Raw genomic sequence first — 15,004 nt, 5'->3', positions numbered from 1 at the left:
TCAACATGACACGAAGCAAGGTAGAAGTTACTCATGATGTACAGGCTTGGGTCAGCGATGGTCGTTACAAGGAAGGTTTCTTCACCCAGTTGGCAACCGATGAGTTGGCCAAGGGCATCAATGAACAGGTGGTACGCGCCATTTCCGCCAAGCGCAATGAACCCGAGTGGATGCTGGAATTCCGCCTGGAGGCCTACCGTGCCTGGCTGCAAATGGAAGAACCGCATTGGCTGAAAGCCAACTACGACAAACTGAATTATCAGGATTACAGCTATTATTCCGCCCCCTCTTGCGGCCATTGTGACGACGCCTGCGGCTCTCAGCCGGGGGCCGAGCAACAACCAGGTGCGGTGACAGAAAACAATTATCTCACCAGCGAAGTGGAGCTGGCCTTCACCCAACTGGGCGTGCCGGTGCGCGAAGGCAGCGAGGTGGCGGTAGACGCCATCTTCGATTCGGTTTCTGTAGCCACCACCTATCGTTCGAAACTGGCGGAAAGCGGAGTGATTTTCTGCTCGTTCAGTGAGGCAATTCAAGAATATCCGGATCTGGTTCGCAAGTATCTGGGCCGCGTGGTGCCGCATAACGATAACTTCTTTGCCGCGCTCAACGCTGCTGTGGCCTCTGACGGCACCTTTGTTTATGTGCCGAAAGGCGTGCGTTGCCCGATGGAGCTTTCCACCTACTTTCGCATCAACGCGGCAAAAACCGGCCAGTTCGAGCGCACCATTCTGATTGCCGATGAGGGCAGCTACGTCAGCTACATTGAAGGCTGTTCAGCGCCGGTGCGCGACAGCTATCAACTGCATGCGGCGGTGGTGGAAGTGATCCTGCATAAAGATGCCGAAGTGAAATATTCGACGGTGCAGAACTGGTTTGCCGGGGGTGAAAGCAAAGGTGGGATTCTGAACTTTGTCACCAAGCGGGCGCTGTGCGAGGGTGCCGGTTCCAAAATGTCGTGGACGCAGTCGGAAACCGGCTCGGCGATCACCTGGAAATACCCCAGCGTGATCCTGCAAGGAGATAACTCCATCGGCGAATTTTTCTCTGTGGCGCTAACCAACGGCCATCAACAGGCCGATACCGGCACCAAGATGATCCATATCGGCAAAAACACCAAATCCACCATTATTGCCAAAGGGATCTCCGCCGGGCACAGCCAGAATACCTATCGTGGCCTGGTGAAGATCCTGCCGGGGGCGGAAAACGCGCGCAATTTTACCCAGTGCGACTCGATGCTGATTGGGCCGGACAGCGGCGCACATACCTTCCCGTATGTGGAGGTGCGCAACAACAGCGCTCAGTTGGAACATGAAGCCACCACCTCGAAAATCGGCGACGACCAGTTATTCTACTGCTTGCAGCGTGGTATCAGCGAAGATGATGCTATCTCGATGATCGTTAACGGTTTCTGTAAGGATGTTTTCTCCGAACTGCCGCTGGAGTTTGCCGTTGAGGCGCAAAAACTGCTGGCGATCAGCCTGGAGCACAGCGTGGGTTAAGCACGCCAATGAGGACACAGTATGTTAAGCATCAAGAATTTGCACGTTAGCGCAGAAGGCAACGAGATCCTCAAGGGCCTGAATCTGGAGATTAAACCGGGTGAAGTGCACGCCATTATGGGCCCGAACGGCTCAGGCAAAAGTACGCTGGCCGCCACGTTGGCCGGGCGTGAAGAGTATCAGGTGACCACCGGTGAAATCAGCTTCAAAGGTAAAGACCTGCTGGCCTTGGCGCCGGAAGCTCGCGCCGGGGAAGGGGTTTTTCTGGCGTTTCAGTATCCGGTCGAGATCCCCGGCGTCAGCAACCATTTCTTTCTGCAAACCTCGGTTAACGCGGTGCGTAAATATCGTGGGCAACAGGCGCTCGATCGCTTTGATTTCGCCGATTTTATTGAGGAGAAGATCGCGCTGCTGAGCATGCCCGCCGATCTGCTGACCCGTTCGGTAAACGTCGGTTTCTCGGGTGGCGAAAAAAAACGTAACGATATCCTGCAAATGGCGGCGTTGGAACCAGATTTATGCATCCTTGATGAAACCGATTCCGGGCTGGATATTGATGCGTTGAAGATTGTAGCGAACGGCGTTAACTCGCTGCGTAACGGCAATCGTGCCTTTATTATCGTAACCCACTACCAGCGCATTCTGGACTATATCCAACCGGATCATGTGCATGTTCTTTCCCAAGGGCGCATCGTCAAATCCGGTGATTTCTCTTTGGTGAAACAGTTGGAGGAGCAGGGCTATGGCTGGCTTTCCGACCAACAATAATTCGCCGGTGCTACAACAGATGTACAGCCTGTTCGCAGCCCGTGGCGGCGAGTCTTCACCTCATGCTTTGGCACATTGGCAGCAGGCTTTGTGCCTTGGTTGGCCAACCCGCAAGCAGGAAAACTGGAAATATACTCCGCTGGACGCTCTGCTGGATCAACAGTTTCTGGAGCCTGCGGGGAGAACGTTCACTGCTGCCCAGTGCGATGCTCTGGCGCTGAAGATCGATGCCTATCGTCTGGTGTTTATCGATGGGCGCTTCTGCCCGCCGTTGAGCGACAAGGACTTGGGTGACTATCAGCTAGAGAACGCCCCACAAACGCTGCCGGAGCCGATTCAGCCGGAGATTTTCCTGCATCTGACCGAAAGCTTGGTGCAGGAAACCCGCGTGATCCATTTGCCTGCCGGTAAAGTGCCCGACAAACCGCTCTATTTGCTGCATATCAGCAGCGGGCGTGACGATGATGGGGAAGTGAATACCGTACATCACCGGCACCATCTGAGTATTGCAACCGGCGCGCAGGCGGAAGTGATCGAGCACTATGTCAGCTTGGGTTCTGCGGGGCATTTTACCGGTGCACGCCTGACGGCGACGATTGGCGACAATGCCGTATTGCACCACTGCAAGCTGGCGTTTGAAAACCAGGGCAGCTACCACTTTGCGCACAACGATCTGGTGGTTGGCCGTGATGCGCAGGTAAAAAGCGACAGTTTCCTGCTTGGCGCGGGGCTGACTCGCCATAACACCAGCGCGCAGTTGAACGGAGAAGGAGCCAATCTGGTGATCAACAGCCTGGTGCTACCGGTGGGCAAAGAGGTGTGTGATACCCGAACCTATCTGGAACATAACCAAGGCTATGGCGAAAGCCGCCAGTTACACAAAACGGTGGTTAGCGATCGTGCCAAGGCGGTGTTCAACGGCATGATCAAAGTCGCACAGCACGCGATTAAAACGGATGGCCAGATGACTAACCATAACTTGCTGTTGGGTAAAGTGGCAGAGGTGGACACCAAACCGCAGTTGGAAATTTACGCCGATGATGTCAAGTGCAGCCATGGTGCTACCGTAGGGCGTATCGATGCCGAGCAACTGTTCTACCTGCAATCACGCGGGATTGATAAACCGGCGGCACAGCGGATGATCATTTTTGCTTTTGCCGCCGAACTGACGGAAGGGATCGCTGATCCCACCATTCGCGCACAGGTGTTGGCTCGCATTGCTGAACGTTTGCCGCAGGAGGCTGCATGAGTTATCCCCTGGAACGGGTGCGTGGCGATTTTCCCCTGCTGGCACGCGAAGTGAATGGGCAACCGCTGGCCTATCTGGACAGCGCCGCCAGTGCGCAGAAACCGCAGAGAGTGATTGACCGTGAACTGGATTTTTATCGCCACGGCTACGCCGCCGTGCACCGTGGCATACATACGTTGAGCGCAGATGCCACGCAGCAGATGGAGGCGGTGCGTGCGCAGGTGGCTACTTTTATCAATGCGGCGTCGGCAGAAGAGATCGTGTTTGTAAAAGGCACCACCGAAGGCATCAATCTGGTGGCTAACAGCTTTGGCCGCCATGTATTGGCAGCGGGTGACAATATCATCATCACCGAAATGGAGCACCACGCCAATATTGTGCCTTGGCAGATGTTGGCGCAGGAGCGCGGGATCGAACTGCGTATCTGGCCATTACAGCCGGATGGAACCTTGGATCTGGCGCAGTTGCCGCATCTGATCGACGCTTCTACCCGCCTGCTGGCGATCGCTCAGGTTTCCAATGTGCTGGGTACGGTCAACCCGCTAAATGACATCATTCCTGTGGCCAAAGCTGCTGGGGTGAAGGTGCTGGTGGATGGTGCGCAGGCGGTGATGCACCAACGGGTTGACGTGCAGGCGCTGGATTGTGATTTTTATGTTTTCTCCGGCCATAAGCTCTACGGGCCTTCCGGAATTGGCATTCTGTACGGCAAGCAGTCACTGCTGGCACAGATGCCGCCATGGGAAGGGGGCGGCGCGATGATCCAGCAGGTCAGCCTGACCGCAGGCACCACGTTTGCTGCGCCGCCGTGGCGTTTTGAGGCGGGTTCGCCAAACTCCGCTGGCATCATGGGGCTGGGCGCTGCTATCGATTATGTGCAGGACCTGGGGCTGGACGCGATCTACGATTATGAGCAGTCGCTGATGGATTACGCGCTGGAGGCGCTGAAACAGGTGTCGACGCTAAGGATTTATGGCCCAGCAGAGCGTTCAGGCGTGATTGCCTTTAACCTGGGTGAGCATCATGCCTATGACGTTGGCAGCTTTCTGGATCAGTACGGCATTGCCATTCGTACCGGGCACCATTGCGCGATGCCGTTGATGGCCTTCTACGCCGTGCCGAGTATGTGCCGTGCCTCACTGGCGTTGTACAATACGCGGGAAGAAGTGGATCGGTTGGTAGCCGGATTACAGCGGATCCATCGGTTACTTGGATAACGCCTTTCATTACAGAAGGGAGCCTTATGGCAAACTTGCCGGACAAAGACAAACTGGTGCGTAACTTTTCCCGTTGCCTGAATTGGGAAGAGAAGTACCTGTACGTGATCGAGCTTGGCAGCCAATTGCCGCCGTTGGCCGCAACCGATCGGCAGGCTGAGAACCTGATTGCCGGTTGCCAGAGCCAGGTATGGATTGCGCTGCGCGATGCAGGCGAAGGTCGGGTTGTGTTCCATGGCGACAGCGATGCCGCTATCGTGAAAGGGCTGCTGGCGGTAGTGTTTATTCTGTATCACCAGCTCACGCCACAGCAGATTATCGATCTGGACGTGCGGCCATTCTTCTCTGAACTGGCGCTCAGCCAGCATTTGACGCCTTCCCGTGCTCAGGGGCTTGAGGCGATGATCCGTGCCATTCGCAGTAAAGCCGCGCAGTTCACTTAGAACCTGGGTTCATTGATACCGTTTTAATGTCAATGAGCCTTTACAATCCCGATGGAACCCTCGCTTTCCCCGGCTAAATCAGTGGTATTTCAGCATGTTACTCATTGACGTTTCGTTGACAATCTGATGCATTGATTATGTTATAACATGTTGATTTTTAGACGACTTATTGCCTTTACTCCTGTTCTTGTTAGTATCATTCGAGTGTTTATCTGATTTACCCACTAACAAGCGCCAGATAGTCTTGTGATTGAACTGTATACCCAAAGCTTTTGGTGCAGTGGCATCAAGCTTGAAGGGTGTGATTAAGAATAGGGATGAGAATGAAACGTACGTTGACTTTAATAGGCATACTGTTTGCCACCGCGCTGACGGGCATCCAAACCGCCAGTGCGAATGAATACCCATTGCCGCCACCGGGTAGCCGCCTGATTGGCGAAAACATCATTTACAATGTGCCGAACGATGGGCGCTCGCTCGAGGCCATTGCTGCTGATTACAAGATTGGCCTGTTGGGGATGCTAGAGGCTAACCCAGGCACCGACCCTTATCTGCCAACGCCGGGCTCCGCATTGACGATCCCGACGCAGATGTTGTTGCCCGATACCCCGCGCGAAGGGATTGTGGTTAACCTGGCAGAATTGCGTTTGTATTATTATCCGAAAGGCGAGGATAAGGTCATCGTCTATCCGATCGGTATTGGTCAGACAGGGATGAATACTCCGCTGCAGGTGACGTCGATTAGCCAGAAGATCCCGAACCCAACCTGGACGCCAACCGCCAATATCCGCAAACGCTACGCGGCTCAGGGTGAAATACTTCCAGCGGTGATCCCGGCCGGGCCAGAGAATCCGATGGGGCAGTTTGCCCTGCGCCTATCGATGGGGCATGGGCAATATCTGATCCATGGCACCAATGCCAACTTTGGCATTGGCATGCGCGTCAGCTCTGGCTGCATTCGTTTACGCCCAACGGATATCGAAGCGTTGTTTAATATGATCCCTCAAGGTATGCGGGTGCAGATCGTCAATGAGCCGGTGAAGGTTTCCGTTGAACCTGACGGTAAACGCTATGTGGAAGTGCACCAGCCGTTGTCGAGAGTGGCCAGTGACGATCCACAGACCATGCCCATTTCGCTTTCTAAAAACCAGAAAGCCTTTGCGAGCGATCAACTGACGGATAGGGCCGTGTTCGACAGCGCGGTTGTACGGCGCTCTGGCATGCCTGTGCTGGTGAGTGTAGGTCAGGAGCCTGCTGAGGTTTCATTGACGCCAGTGGAGCCTCAGAGCGCAAATAACGCGGCTCCAACAGGGGCTCCGATCAGTTCAGTCAATTAAGTCGGTTTTAGAGAATAGTGAGGTCCAGCATGCTGGGCCTCTTTTTTTGCCCATACAACAGGCATAAAGAGAGTTAGCGAGATGAAAAGGGAGGTTCCGAGTGGGAATTGCAGGCAAAAAAAACGGCGCACAATGTGCACCGTTTTTAATTACCGAAGCTAACTTACTTTTTGTAAGCTTGTGCTTGGTTGTCCAGACGCTGGTTAGCGCGCGCTGCGTCGTCTTTAGCTGCTTGAACGTCAGAACGGATTGCGTTCACGTCGTTGCTCAGCTGATCAACTTTAGCGTTCAGAGTCTGAACGTCAGAAGACAGTTGATCGATTTTAGCATTGCTAGAGCAACCAGCCAGCATAGTAGAAGCCAGGATTACCGCGCCCAGTACCAGTTTAGTACGATTCATTATAACACCCTCTAGATTGAGTTAATCTCCATGTAGCGTTACAAGTATTACACAAACTTTTTTCGAAAGAGAATAATTTTTTTGTATTAGGGCCCTTTATTTTGATCGTTCGCTCAAACTTGCATCTTGTTTTGCAAAATAGTTAAAAAAACGAGGGAAAACAGCCCCATTCCAACGGACTACTCTTAATTGAAATTAGCTAAATAATGAGCAGTTAGCGATTGCGTTTTTAGAAAACAGTTGGCGAAGGATAAAAAAACGCCGCAAAGCGGCGTTTTAGTCAGAGCACTTATTGTCACGTATATTAATTACAGTACGTGAACCGAAGCCGTATTGGTGGTGCCACTCGGTACCAAAGCACCGGAAACCATCACCACGACGTCGCCTTTCTGTGCCAGTCCACTGGCCAGTGCCGCTTCTTTACCGATGCGATAGAAATCATCGGTAGAGGCGATTTCTTTCACCATCTGGGTCACGACGCCCTTGCTCAGGATCAACTGGCGTGCGGTGATTTCATTGGTGGTCAGCGCCAGAATGACGGCGTTAGGGAAGTATTTGCGCACTGATTTGGCCGACTTACCACCGCTGGTTGCCACCACGATCAACGGCGCATCCAGCTTTTCGGCGGTTTCGACAGCACCACGGCAGACGGCTTCGGTAATGCGCAGCTTGCGGCTGTCGTTCAGGGTGTCGATACGGCTTGGCATCACGCGGTCGGTACGTTCGCAGATGGTCGCCATGATGGTCACGGCTTCCAGCGGATATTTGCCCTTGGCGCTTTCGCCGGACAGCATCACGGCATCGGTACCATCCAGAATGGCGTTGGCTACGTCACCGGCTTCAGCACGGGTAGGGCGCGGGTTTTTGATCATCGAATCGAGCATCTGGGTGGCGGTGATCACCACTTTGCGTGCACGGTTACATTTTTCGATCATCATCTTCTGCGCGAAGATCACTTCCTCAACCGGGATCTCAACACCCAAGTCACCACGAGCAACCATGATGCCGTCAGAAGCCTCGAGGATTTCGTCGAAGTTATTCAGGCCTTCCTGGTTTTCAATTTTGGAGATGATCTGGATGTTTTCGCCGCCGTGCGCTTTCAGGTGTTCACGGATTTCCAGCACGTCGGAGCGTTTACGGATGAACGAAGCCGCAACGAAGTCCACGCCTTGCTCGCAGCCGAAGATCAGGTCGAGTTTGTCTTTTTCCGCCAGTGCTGGCAGTTGGATGGAAACGCCTGGCAGATTAACGCCTTTGTTTTCACCCAGATCGCCGTTGTTCAGCACTTTACAGACCACTTCTTTATCAGTAACGGCGGTGACTTGCATCCCGATCAAACCATCATCCACCAGCACGGTATTGCCCACTTTCAGATCGGCCGTGAAACCAGGGTAGGTCACTGCGACACGTTCTTTATTGCCAATGACGCTTTGGTCGGTGGTAAAGGTGAAAGTCTGGCCAGCCACCAGAGCGGCGTCAGTTCCTCCTTCCAATTTCATGGTGCGGATTTCCGGGCCTTTGGTATCCAGCAGGATACCGGCGGTTTTACCGGTTTTCGCCAGTACGGCGCGCAGGTTCTTGATGCGGTTGCCATGTTCTTCGTAATCGCCATGGGAAAAGTTAAGGCGCATTACGTTCATACCTGCGCTCAGCAGGTTGGTCAGCATTTCTTCCGATTCGGTTTTTGGGCCGATGGTACAAACAATTTTGGTCTTTTTCATGACGATTTTTTCTACAAGTTGTGATGGATGATAAAACGAACGATACCGGCGGCCGAGCCATCGGTAAGGGATTTGAAGCGTGCCTGGTAGTGCAAAACATAGTTAAGAATAGGTGACCACAGTAAAAATGATGTGGAAAAATTCAGCCGCTGCTGAGGCGCGGGTATGCTGCGCATAATGATGGGATGAGAAATTGTCGTTATTGCGTTTTCGCAGATCAAGGGCTGAAACCATTCAACTGAAAGACGTTGCGCATTATAAGGGCTCTGTGATGGGAAACAAAACAAAAAACCGATGCGTATGGCAGGTTTAGTCAAAACAGGGGCAAATGTGGCGCAAATGCAAATCAGCAGTAGCGGTTTGTTGCGCAAATAACCTTACTGTGAACAATTTGACGAGCGCCAGAAGGGAAACTGATTGGTAAATCACAACCTTATAGAGATTACTGCTCACAAACTCGCGTCATTCAAGCGTGCTGTGGAATTTCCAGCAGGCTACCCGCAACCAGGCAAAAGCAGCCAAATGGGGTTGCGGCAGGGATCAGCAGCGTTTCCCCAGCAAGAATGGTGTGAATATCATTACCGACGGTAAATTCAAATTCACCAGCAATGATACGGATTTGCTGTGGGTACGGCCGCTTTTGCAATTGGCCAAAGGCACCGGCAGTAAATTTCACTTCCGTTGCTGGCGTTTGATCACTCATTCGCCCTTCACGGCGGGCAAGACCATTGTCGAGACACTCGAACGGCGTCTCAGCTTTAAATATCAACATGAGAAAAGCTGCCTTTAACCGGTATTGTGTTCATGATACCCGATGCAGTATCGCTGTAATACCGTTGCTGATGATGAAATTTGGCTAGAAAGGGAGATACCTGAAAAGAAGTGGTGCGTCCGAATGGACTCGAACCATCGACCCCCACCATGTCAAGGTGGTGCTCTAACCAACTGAGCTACGGACGCACTGAGTTGCTACAGGAATTTGGTGCGTCCGAATGGACTCGAACCATCGACCCCCACCATGTCAAGGTGGTGCTCTAACCAACTGAGCTACGGACGCATCTTTTCCTGTCTGTCATGGCTGACAGCGGGGACGAATATTAACGAGCTACCCGCTTGCTGGCAAGGGGAAAAGCACAATTTTATTCGGTATTTCACGCGATTGCTGAGCTTATGCACAGCGAGGCGGTTTTTTCTGCAAAGATTGATGGGGAACTCGCCGGTCTGCATAACACAGACCGGCAAATAGCCTTAACGGGTGGAACGTTGCAGGATCAACGCAGCGGGTTGCCGCTGTAGCCAGCGCATGCGCCATGCCATCATGATGGCGGCAAAGGTCAGGCCGATGATAAAGCCAATCCAGAAACCGCTTGGCCCCATTGCTGGAACAACATAGTCCGTCAGCGCCAGCAGATAGCCACTGGGCAGCCCCAGGATCCAATAGGCGACAAAGGTGATGTAGAAAATCGAGCGGGTATCTTTGTAGCCACGCAGGATACCGCTGCCGATCACCTGCACGGAGTCGGAGATCTGGTAAATAGCCGCCAGCAGCATCAGGTGTGACGCCATGGCTACCACCGCCGGGCTGTCGTTGTACAGCAGGGCGATATGCTCCCTGAAAACCGTGGTGAACAGCGCGGTACAGCACGCCATGGCAATACCAACGCCAATCGCTGAGTAAGCCGCGACCCGAGCGCCTTCCACCGACCGTTCACCCAAACGGTGGCCAACGCGGATGGTAGCACCAACGCCGAGCGACAGCGGCAGTACAAACATCAGCGCGCTGAAGTTCAGGGCAATCTGGTGCCCGGCAACCGAGACAATCCCCAGTGGTGACACCAACAGCGCCACGACCGCAAACAGCGTCACTTCAAAAAACAGGGCCAGCGCGACCGGCATGCCAAGGCCGATCAGGCGCTTCAGGGTTTGCCAATCTGGCCCGCGACGCTGGCCAACTGCCAATTTGATATCACGCTGCGACGATGCGCGTTTGGCATACCAGCGCATCAGCAGGAACATGATCCAATACACGCTACCGGTGGCGACGCCGCAACCGACACCGCCCAGCTCAGGCATGCCGAATTTGCCGTAGATGAAAATGTAGTTAATGGGAATATTGACCAGCAGACCGATAAAGCCGATCACCATGCCGGGCTTGGTTTTTGAAAGCCCTTCACACTGGTTACGCACCACCTGGAAGAACAGATAGCCGGGAGCTCCCCACATAATGGCATGTAGGTAACCAACGGCTTTATCCGCCAACTGTGGATCGATGCCGTGCATCATATCGATGACCAATTTACTGTTGTAGATGGCGACGATAATCAGCACCGAAACCCCTGACGCCAGCCAGAAGCCCTGGCGCACCTGATGGGCAATGCGATCGCGGCGGCCTGCGCCGTTCAGTTGGGCAATCACCGGAGTCAGGGCCAACAGCAGGCCGTGACCAAACAGAATGGCCGGGAGCCAGATCGATGTGCCAACGGCCACGGCGGCCATATCGGTAGCGCTGTAGGCACCGGCCATAATGGTATCGACCACGCCCATGGCAGTTTGCGATATTTGCGCGATGATTACCGGGATCGCCAGGGCCAACAAACTACGCGCTTCAATGAAGTACTTCTGCACGCATACACCTTTTTATTATTTATGATGAAGAGAGGGTTACCATCAGCGGGCAACAATTAAAAAATAGCGGAATTTTGTCGAAAAGATTGTACCTTCTCGGCGTACTTAAGCAAATCTTGTGACAAAATAGTTATTAAATGCGCAAGCGCAGTTTTTTTGCCGTCGTGAATTTGGTTTTCTGCTTTAACTGGGGCAAACTGCGCGTAGCGCTTTGAACACATTCAGAAGAAGAGGCCTACATGTTTACCGGTATTGTGCAAGGCACCGCTAGGTTGGTTGCCGTCGATGAAAAACCCAATTTTCGTACTCATATTGTTGAAATGCCCAGTGAACTGCTGCCGGGGTTGGCGCTGGGTGCATCGGTCGCCCATAACGGTTGCTGCCTGACGGTAACCGAGATTAAAGGCAACCAGGTCAGTTTTGATCTGATCAAAGAAACCCTGCGTTTGACCAATCTTGGTGAGTTGAAGCAGGGTGATGTGGTCAATATCGAGAGAGCCGCCAAGTTCAATGATGAAATTGGCGGGCACCTGATGTCCGGCCATATTATTTGCACCGCTGAAGTTGCCAAAATTTACACCTCAGAAAATAACCGCCAGATCTGGCTGCGCATGCCGAGTGCCGATCTGATGAAATATGTGCTGCATAAAGGGTTCATTGGCATCGACGGCATTAGCCTCACCATTGGTGAAGTGATAAACAACCGTTTCTGTGTGCATCTGATCCCGGAAACGCTTGAACGCACCACCTTGGGCAAACGGCGTCTGGGGGATAAAGTGAATATCGAGATTGACCCACAGACTCAGGCGGTAGTCGATACTGTTGAGCGCGTGCTGGCCAGCCGCGAAGCCGCGATTGAAGCGGCAAATGCGTTATTGCCAAAAGATTGAATTATTATCTGTATCAAAAACAACCCCGGTGATGTCGGGGTTGTTTGTCTGTGAGCCCGTGTGTTGTTCTTAGCGCGGAACACGCAGTCCGCCTTCGATGCCTTTTGGGCTGAATACCACCTGCCACAGTTGAATGTCACGGGCGCGAAACGCACCGGCGCAGGCGTTCAGATAATAGCTGAACATACGCTCGAAGCGTTCGGAATAGTTCACCGTCAACTGTGGCCATGCCCGTTGAAAGCGTTCATACCAGGCCATCAGGGTGCGATCATAATCGCTGCCGATATTGTGCCAATCCTCCATCACAAAACGCCCTTCACTGGCTTGGGCGATATGTTTCATCGAGGGCAGACAACCATTCGGAAAGATATATTTGTTGATCCACGGATCAACACTCATATCTGTCTGATTTGAGCCGATGGTGTGCAGCAGGAAAATCCCATCGGGTTTTAAATTACGTTCAACCACCTTGAAATAGGTCCGGTAATTTTTCGGGCCGACGTGTTCGAACATGCCGACAGAGACAATGCGGTCAAACTGCTGGTGAAGATCGCGGTAATCCTTCAGCAAAATCTCCACATCCAGGCCTGCACAGCGATCTTGAGCCAGCTTTTGCTGTTCCGCTGAAATGGTCACGCCAACCACGGAAACCCCGTAATGCCTGGCCGCATAGGCCGAAAGCCCACCCCAGCCACAGCCGATATCCAGCAAGCGCATACCGGGTTGCAGATGCAGCTTTTCGCAAATCATACGCAGTTTGGCTTCTTGCGCGTCTTCCAGCGTGGTGGCTTCTTTCCAGTAGCCGCAGGAATATTGCATATAAGGATCAAGCATCAGGGTGAACAGGTCGTTACCCAGATCGTAATGTTCTTTGCCGACAATCCAGGCACGTTTCTTGGATTGCAGATTGCCCAGGCGGGCAGCAGCAATGCGCAGAGTATCTTTCAGTTTGCGGGGGAGTTTTTTCTCAAGACCGGCGGCGACAACGCGCTGAAAAAAAACGTCCAGCCGTTCACACTCCCACCAACCATCCATATAGCTTTCGCCCAATCCCAAAGAGCCTTCCTGCAAGACGCGTTTAAAGAAATTGGGATTTTTAATCTGAATATCGAAAGGGCGTGAACCGTTGATCTCAATACCGGCCATGCCGAGCATTTCATGCGCGATACGGTACCATTGGTTATCTTGAATGCTCAGATCTTCTATACACGATGAACTCATAGCTTCTCCATCACCTTCTTCTGACTTATGACCCACAAGAAAATAGCGTAGACAATTTCTAATGAGGCATATGTTTACCTACGGTAAAATTTCGCCGTGGTGTCTGATATCCGACTATGAACAGAGGAAATTTAAGAGACTCCCTGCGCAAAAGGCGCGGAAAAATGATTCCTTAAATAAAGTGTGACGCCATTCGCGTACACAATAGTTACTGCGATAAAAGTTCTATATAGATGTTATTTTGAAAGGTGGCTTCGAGTATAGGCTTGCCGAGGCGCATACTCAACAGTAAATCGCGCTCGGCTGGAATTTTCATTAAGTGACTATTTATAAAGACAATTATGACATGGAGTCAGCATGTTCTTGGCGGGTTACCTGCCCATCAACTTCTCCCTTCCCACGCTGAATCATGTACCCTAAGGCGGCCAAAACCACTGTAGCGACCATCACGGTAACCGTTGCTAGCAGCGGTTGGGTGATGAATGCCGAAACCAACATACTGGCGATAAAACACAACCCTAATTGCAAGGTATTCTGCAAGGCTGCGGCTTTACCGCTGTTATCAGGGAACGGCATCAGCGCATTTGTCACCAGAATCGGATAACTGGCACCGTTAACCAAAGCCATAAAGCAGAATGGGATCAATAGGCTAGTTAAGGTCGGTTGGCTTAACGTGGCGACCAGATACAACGCCACCATGCTGACTCCATAAGCTACCAGTAGCCACGGTAACAAGGTTTTGCCTGAAATGCGGTTCAATGCTGTACGACAACCGTAGCCGCCGAGTAAAAAGGCCAACGTCTGTGGTACATAGCTCAGGCCAATATCATTCGGGCTGTATCCCATATTGCCGAGAATAAACGGCGAACCGGTCAGCCAGGCAAAGAAGCTGGCTGAACAGGCGGCAAAGATCATCACGTTGCCGCTGAAAACCGGAGACTTCAGGATTTGCAGGAAGCTGAGGCCGGGCTTTTTATCGGCAGAGGGCACGATTCTGGCCGTCTCTTTCAGCAGCAAAGTGGGTACGAACAACAAGACAGCGATACCCAGCAACACCGCAAAGATCGCTCGCCAGCCCATATGGTTCAGCAGCCAGGCACCGACCAACGGGGCCAGTGCCGGAGAAAGCGCAACCAATGGCATGATAGTGGCGAAAATGCGGTTAACTTTGCCATCGCGATAGCGATCCACCACGATGGCCTGCCAGGTTACAGCGGCAGAACAAACCCCAATCGCCTGGATGAAACGCAATGACCACAGTTGCACGGCATTTTGCACCCACAGCATCCCCAGGCAGCCGAGAGCAAACAACGCCAGGCCAAACAGCAGTACCGGTTTGCGGCCCAGCTTATCGGAAAGCGGCCCCCACACCAGTTGGGCAAAGGCGAAGCCAGCCAGAAAGATACTCAGGCTGGCGCTGATGGCACCGGCGGAGATTTGCAAATCCTGTTGCATGGCACCAAAGGCGGGCAGATACATGTCGGTGGCCAGATAGCCCAGCATACTCAGGCCAGCGAGATAAAACATAAATCCAAAATTTTGCATGGTATTTCTCATTAACATTTTCTTATTGCAGGTTTTTTAGCGCCGGCCAGTGTATCCGGCTGGATCTCTGCTTGTGAAACGGTAAT

13 protein-coding genes and 2 tRNA genes are annotated in these 15,004 nt (G+C 52.6%); 7 read left to right on the top strand and 8 right to left on the bottom strand.

The features are described 5' to 3' along the window. Positions 1–5: 5 nt before the first annotated feature. The 6 genes from sufB to ACX1CU_RS12360 all read left to right on the top strand — a co-directional run bounded on the left by sufB (position 6) and on the right by ACX1CU_RS12360 (position 6,516). Positions 6–1,502 (top strand): Fe-S cluster assembly protein SufB, encoded by a 1,497-nt coding sequence (gene sufB / locus ACX1CU_RS12385; protein WP_459398620.1) that lies wholly within the window; start codon positions 6–8, stop codon positions 1,500–1,502. Between the two features lie 21 nt (positions 1,503–1,523). Continuing rightward, positions 1,524–2,270 (top strand): Fe-S cluster assembly ATPase SufC, encoded by a 747-nt coding sequence (sufC, locus tag ACX1CU_RS12380; protein ID WP_459398619.1) that lies wholly within the window; start codon positions 1,524–1,526, stop codon positions 2,268–2,270. Next, a complete protein-coding gene (sufD, locus tag ACX1CU_RS12375) occupies positions 2,245–3,519 on the top strand; it encodes a Fe-S cluster assembly protein SufD (RefSeq protein WP_459398618.1) in 1,275 nt (424 codons plus the stop codon). Before sufC ends, sufD begins: the two co-directional genes overlap by 26 nt. Next, complete coding sequence (sufS, locus tag ACX1CU_RS12370) at positions 3,516–4,736, top strand: cysteine desulfurase SufS (RefSeq protein WP_459398617.1); 1,221 nt, start codon at positions 3,516–3,518, stop codon at positions 4,734–4,736. The genes sufD and sufS overlap by 4 nt, the downstream gene beginning before the upstream one ends. Before the next feature lie 26 nt (positions 4,737–4,762). Further along, positions 4,763–5,179, top strand: coding sequence for a cysteine desulfuration protein SufE (sufE, locus tag ACX1CU_RS12365; RefSeq protein WP_459398616.1), 417 nt, complete (start codon positions 4,763–4,765; stop codon positions 5,177–5,179). 323 nt (positions 5,180–5,502) lie between these two features. Next, complete coding sequence (locus ACX1CU_RS12360; RefSeq protein ID WP_459398615.1) at positions 5,503–6,516, top strand: L,D-transpeptidase family protein; 1,014 nt, start codon at positions 5,503–5,505, stop codon at positions 6,514–6,516. A 163-nt stretch (positions 6,517–6,679) separates the two neighbouring features. On the opposite strand, the gene ACX1CU_RS12355 is transcribed toward ACX1CU_RS12360, so the two are convergent. From ACX1CU_RS12355 to ACX1CU_RS12330, 6 genes are all read right to left on the bottom strand, one after another. Beyond that, complete coding sequence (locus ACX1CU_RS12355) at positions 6,680–6,916, bottom strand: major outer membrane lipoprotein (protein ID WP_459398614.1); 237 nt, start codon at positions 6,914–6,916, stop codon at positions 6,680–6,682. A 308-nt stretch (positions 6,917–7,224) separates the two neighbouring features. After that, positions 7,225–8,637, bottom strand: coding sequence for a pyruvate kinase PykF (pykF, locus tag ACX1CU_RS12350; protein WP_459398613.1), 1,413 nt, complete (start codon positions 8,635–8,637; stop codon positions 7,225–7,227). Between the two features lie 466 nt (positions 8,638–9,103). Next, on the bottom strand, positions 9,104–9,409 hold the full coding sequence (locus ACX1CU_RS12345; protein WP_459398612.1) for a cupin domain-containing protein: 306 nt from the start codon (positions 9,407–9,409) through the stop codon (positions 9,104–9,106). 111 nt (positions 9,410–9,520) lie between these two features. Next, positions 9,521–9,597: transfer RNA gene (locus ACX1CU_RS12340), tRNA-Val, on the bottom strand. Between the two features lie 20 nt (positions 9,598–9,617). Then, a tRNA-Val gene (locus ACX1CU_RS12335) sits at positions 9,618–9,694 on the bottom strand. Positions 9,695–9,885: 191 nt separating this feature from the next. Further along, complete coding sequence (locus ACX1CU_RS12330; protein ID WP_459398611.1) at positions 9,886–11,262, bottom strand: MATE family efflux transporter; 1,377 nt, start codon at positions 11,260–11,262, stop codon at positions 9,886–9,888. A 239-nt stretch (positions 11,263–11,501) separates the two neighbouring features. Here ACX1CU_RS12330 and ACX1CU_RS12325 point away from each other — a divergent pair, with 239 nt between their 5' ends. Beyond that, complete coding sequence (locus ACX1CU_RS12325; protein ID WP_459398610.1) at positions 11,502–12,152, top strand: riboflavin synthase subunit alpha; 651 nt, start codon at positions 11,502–11,504, stop codon at positions 12,150–12,152. A 69-nt stretch (positions 12,153–12,221) separates the two neighbouring features. Here the strand turns inward: ACX1CU_RS12325 and cfa are convergent, their stop codons facing one another. Then, positions 12,222–13,373, bottom strand: coding sequence for a cyclopropane fatty acyl phospholipid synthase (gene cfa / locus ACX1CU_RS12320; protein ID WP_459398609.1), 1,152 nt, complete (start codon positions 13,371–13,373; stop codon positions 12,222–12,224). A 339-nt stretch (positions 13,374–13,712) separates the two neighbouring features. After that, a complete protein-coding gene (gene punC / locus ACX1CU_RS12315; RefSeq protein WP_459398608.1) occupies positions 13,713–14,930 on the bottom strand; it encodes a purine nucleoside transporter PunC in 1,218 nt (405 codons plus the stop codon). Positions 14,931–15,004: the final 74 nt, after the last annotated feature.

Source organism: Serratia sp. D1N4 (assembly GCF_054552755.1).
This window is presented reverse-complemented; position numbering and strand designations above follow the sequence as displayed.

Bases quoted from the DNA above. Each gene is read 5' to 3' on its own strand.
- sufB (WP_459398620.1), top strand. From the start codon at position 6: ATGACACGAAGCAAGGTAGAAGTTACTCATGATGTACAGGCTTGGGTC.
- sufC (WP_459398619.1), top strand. From the start codon at position 1,524: ATGTTAAGCATCAAGAATTTGCACGTTAGCGCAGAAGGCAACGAGATC.
- sufD (WP_459398618.1), top strand. From the start codon at position 2,245: ATGGCTGGCTTTCCGACCAACAATAATTCGCCGGTGCTACAACAGATG.
- sufS (WP_459398617.1), top strand. From the start codon at position 3,516: ATGAGTTATCCCCTGGAACGGGTGCGTGGCGATTTTCCCCTGCTGGCA.
- sufE (WP_459398616.1), top strand. From the start codon at position 4,763: ATGGCAAACTTGCCGGACAAAGACAAACTGGTGCGTAACTTTTCCCGT.
- ACX1CU_RS12360 (WP_459398615.1), top strand. From the start codon at position 5,503: ATGAAACGTACGTTGACTTTAATAGGCATACTGTTTGCCACCGCGCTG.
- ACX1CU_RS12355 (WP_459398614.1), bottom strand. From the start codon at position 6,916: ATGAATCGTACTAAACTGGTACTGGGCGCGGTAATCCTGGCTTCTACT.
- pykF (WP_459398613.1), bottom strand. From the start codon at position 8,637: ATGAAAAAGACCAAAATTGTTTGTACCATCGGCCCAAAAACCGAATCG.
- ACX1CU_RS12345 (WP_459398612.1), bottom strand. From the start codon at position 9,409: ATGTTGATATTTAAAGCTGAGACGCCGTTCGAGTGTCTCGACAATGGT.
- ACX1CU_RS12325 (WP_459398610.1), top strand. From the start codon at position 11,502: ATGTTTACCGGTATTGTGCAAGGCACCGCTAGGTTGGTTGCCGTCGAT.
- cfa (WP_459398609.1), bottom strand. From the start codon at position 13,373: ATGAGTTCATCGTGTATAGAAGATCTGAGCATTCAAGATAACCAATGG.
- punC (WP_459398608.1), bottom strand. From the start codon at position 14,930: ATGAGAAATACCATGCAAAATTTTGGATTTATGTTTTATCTCGCTGGC.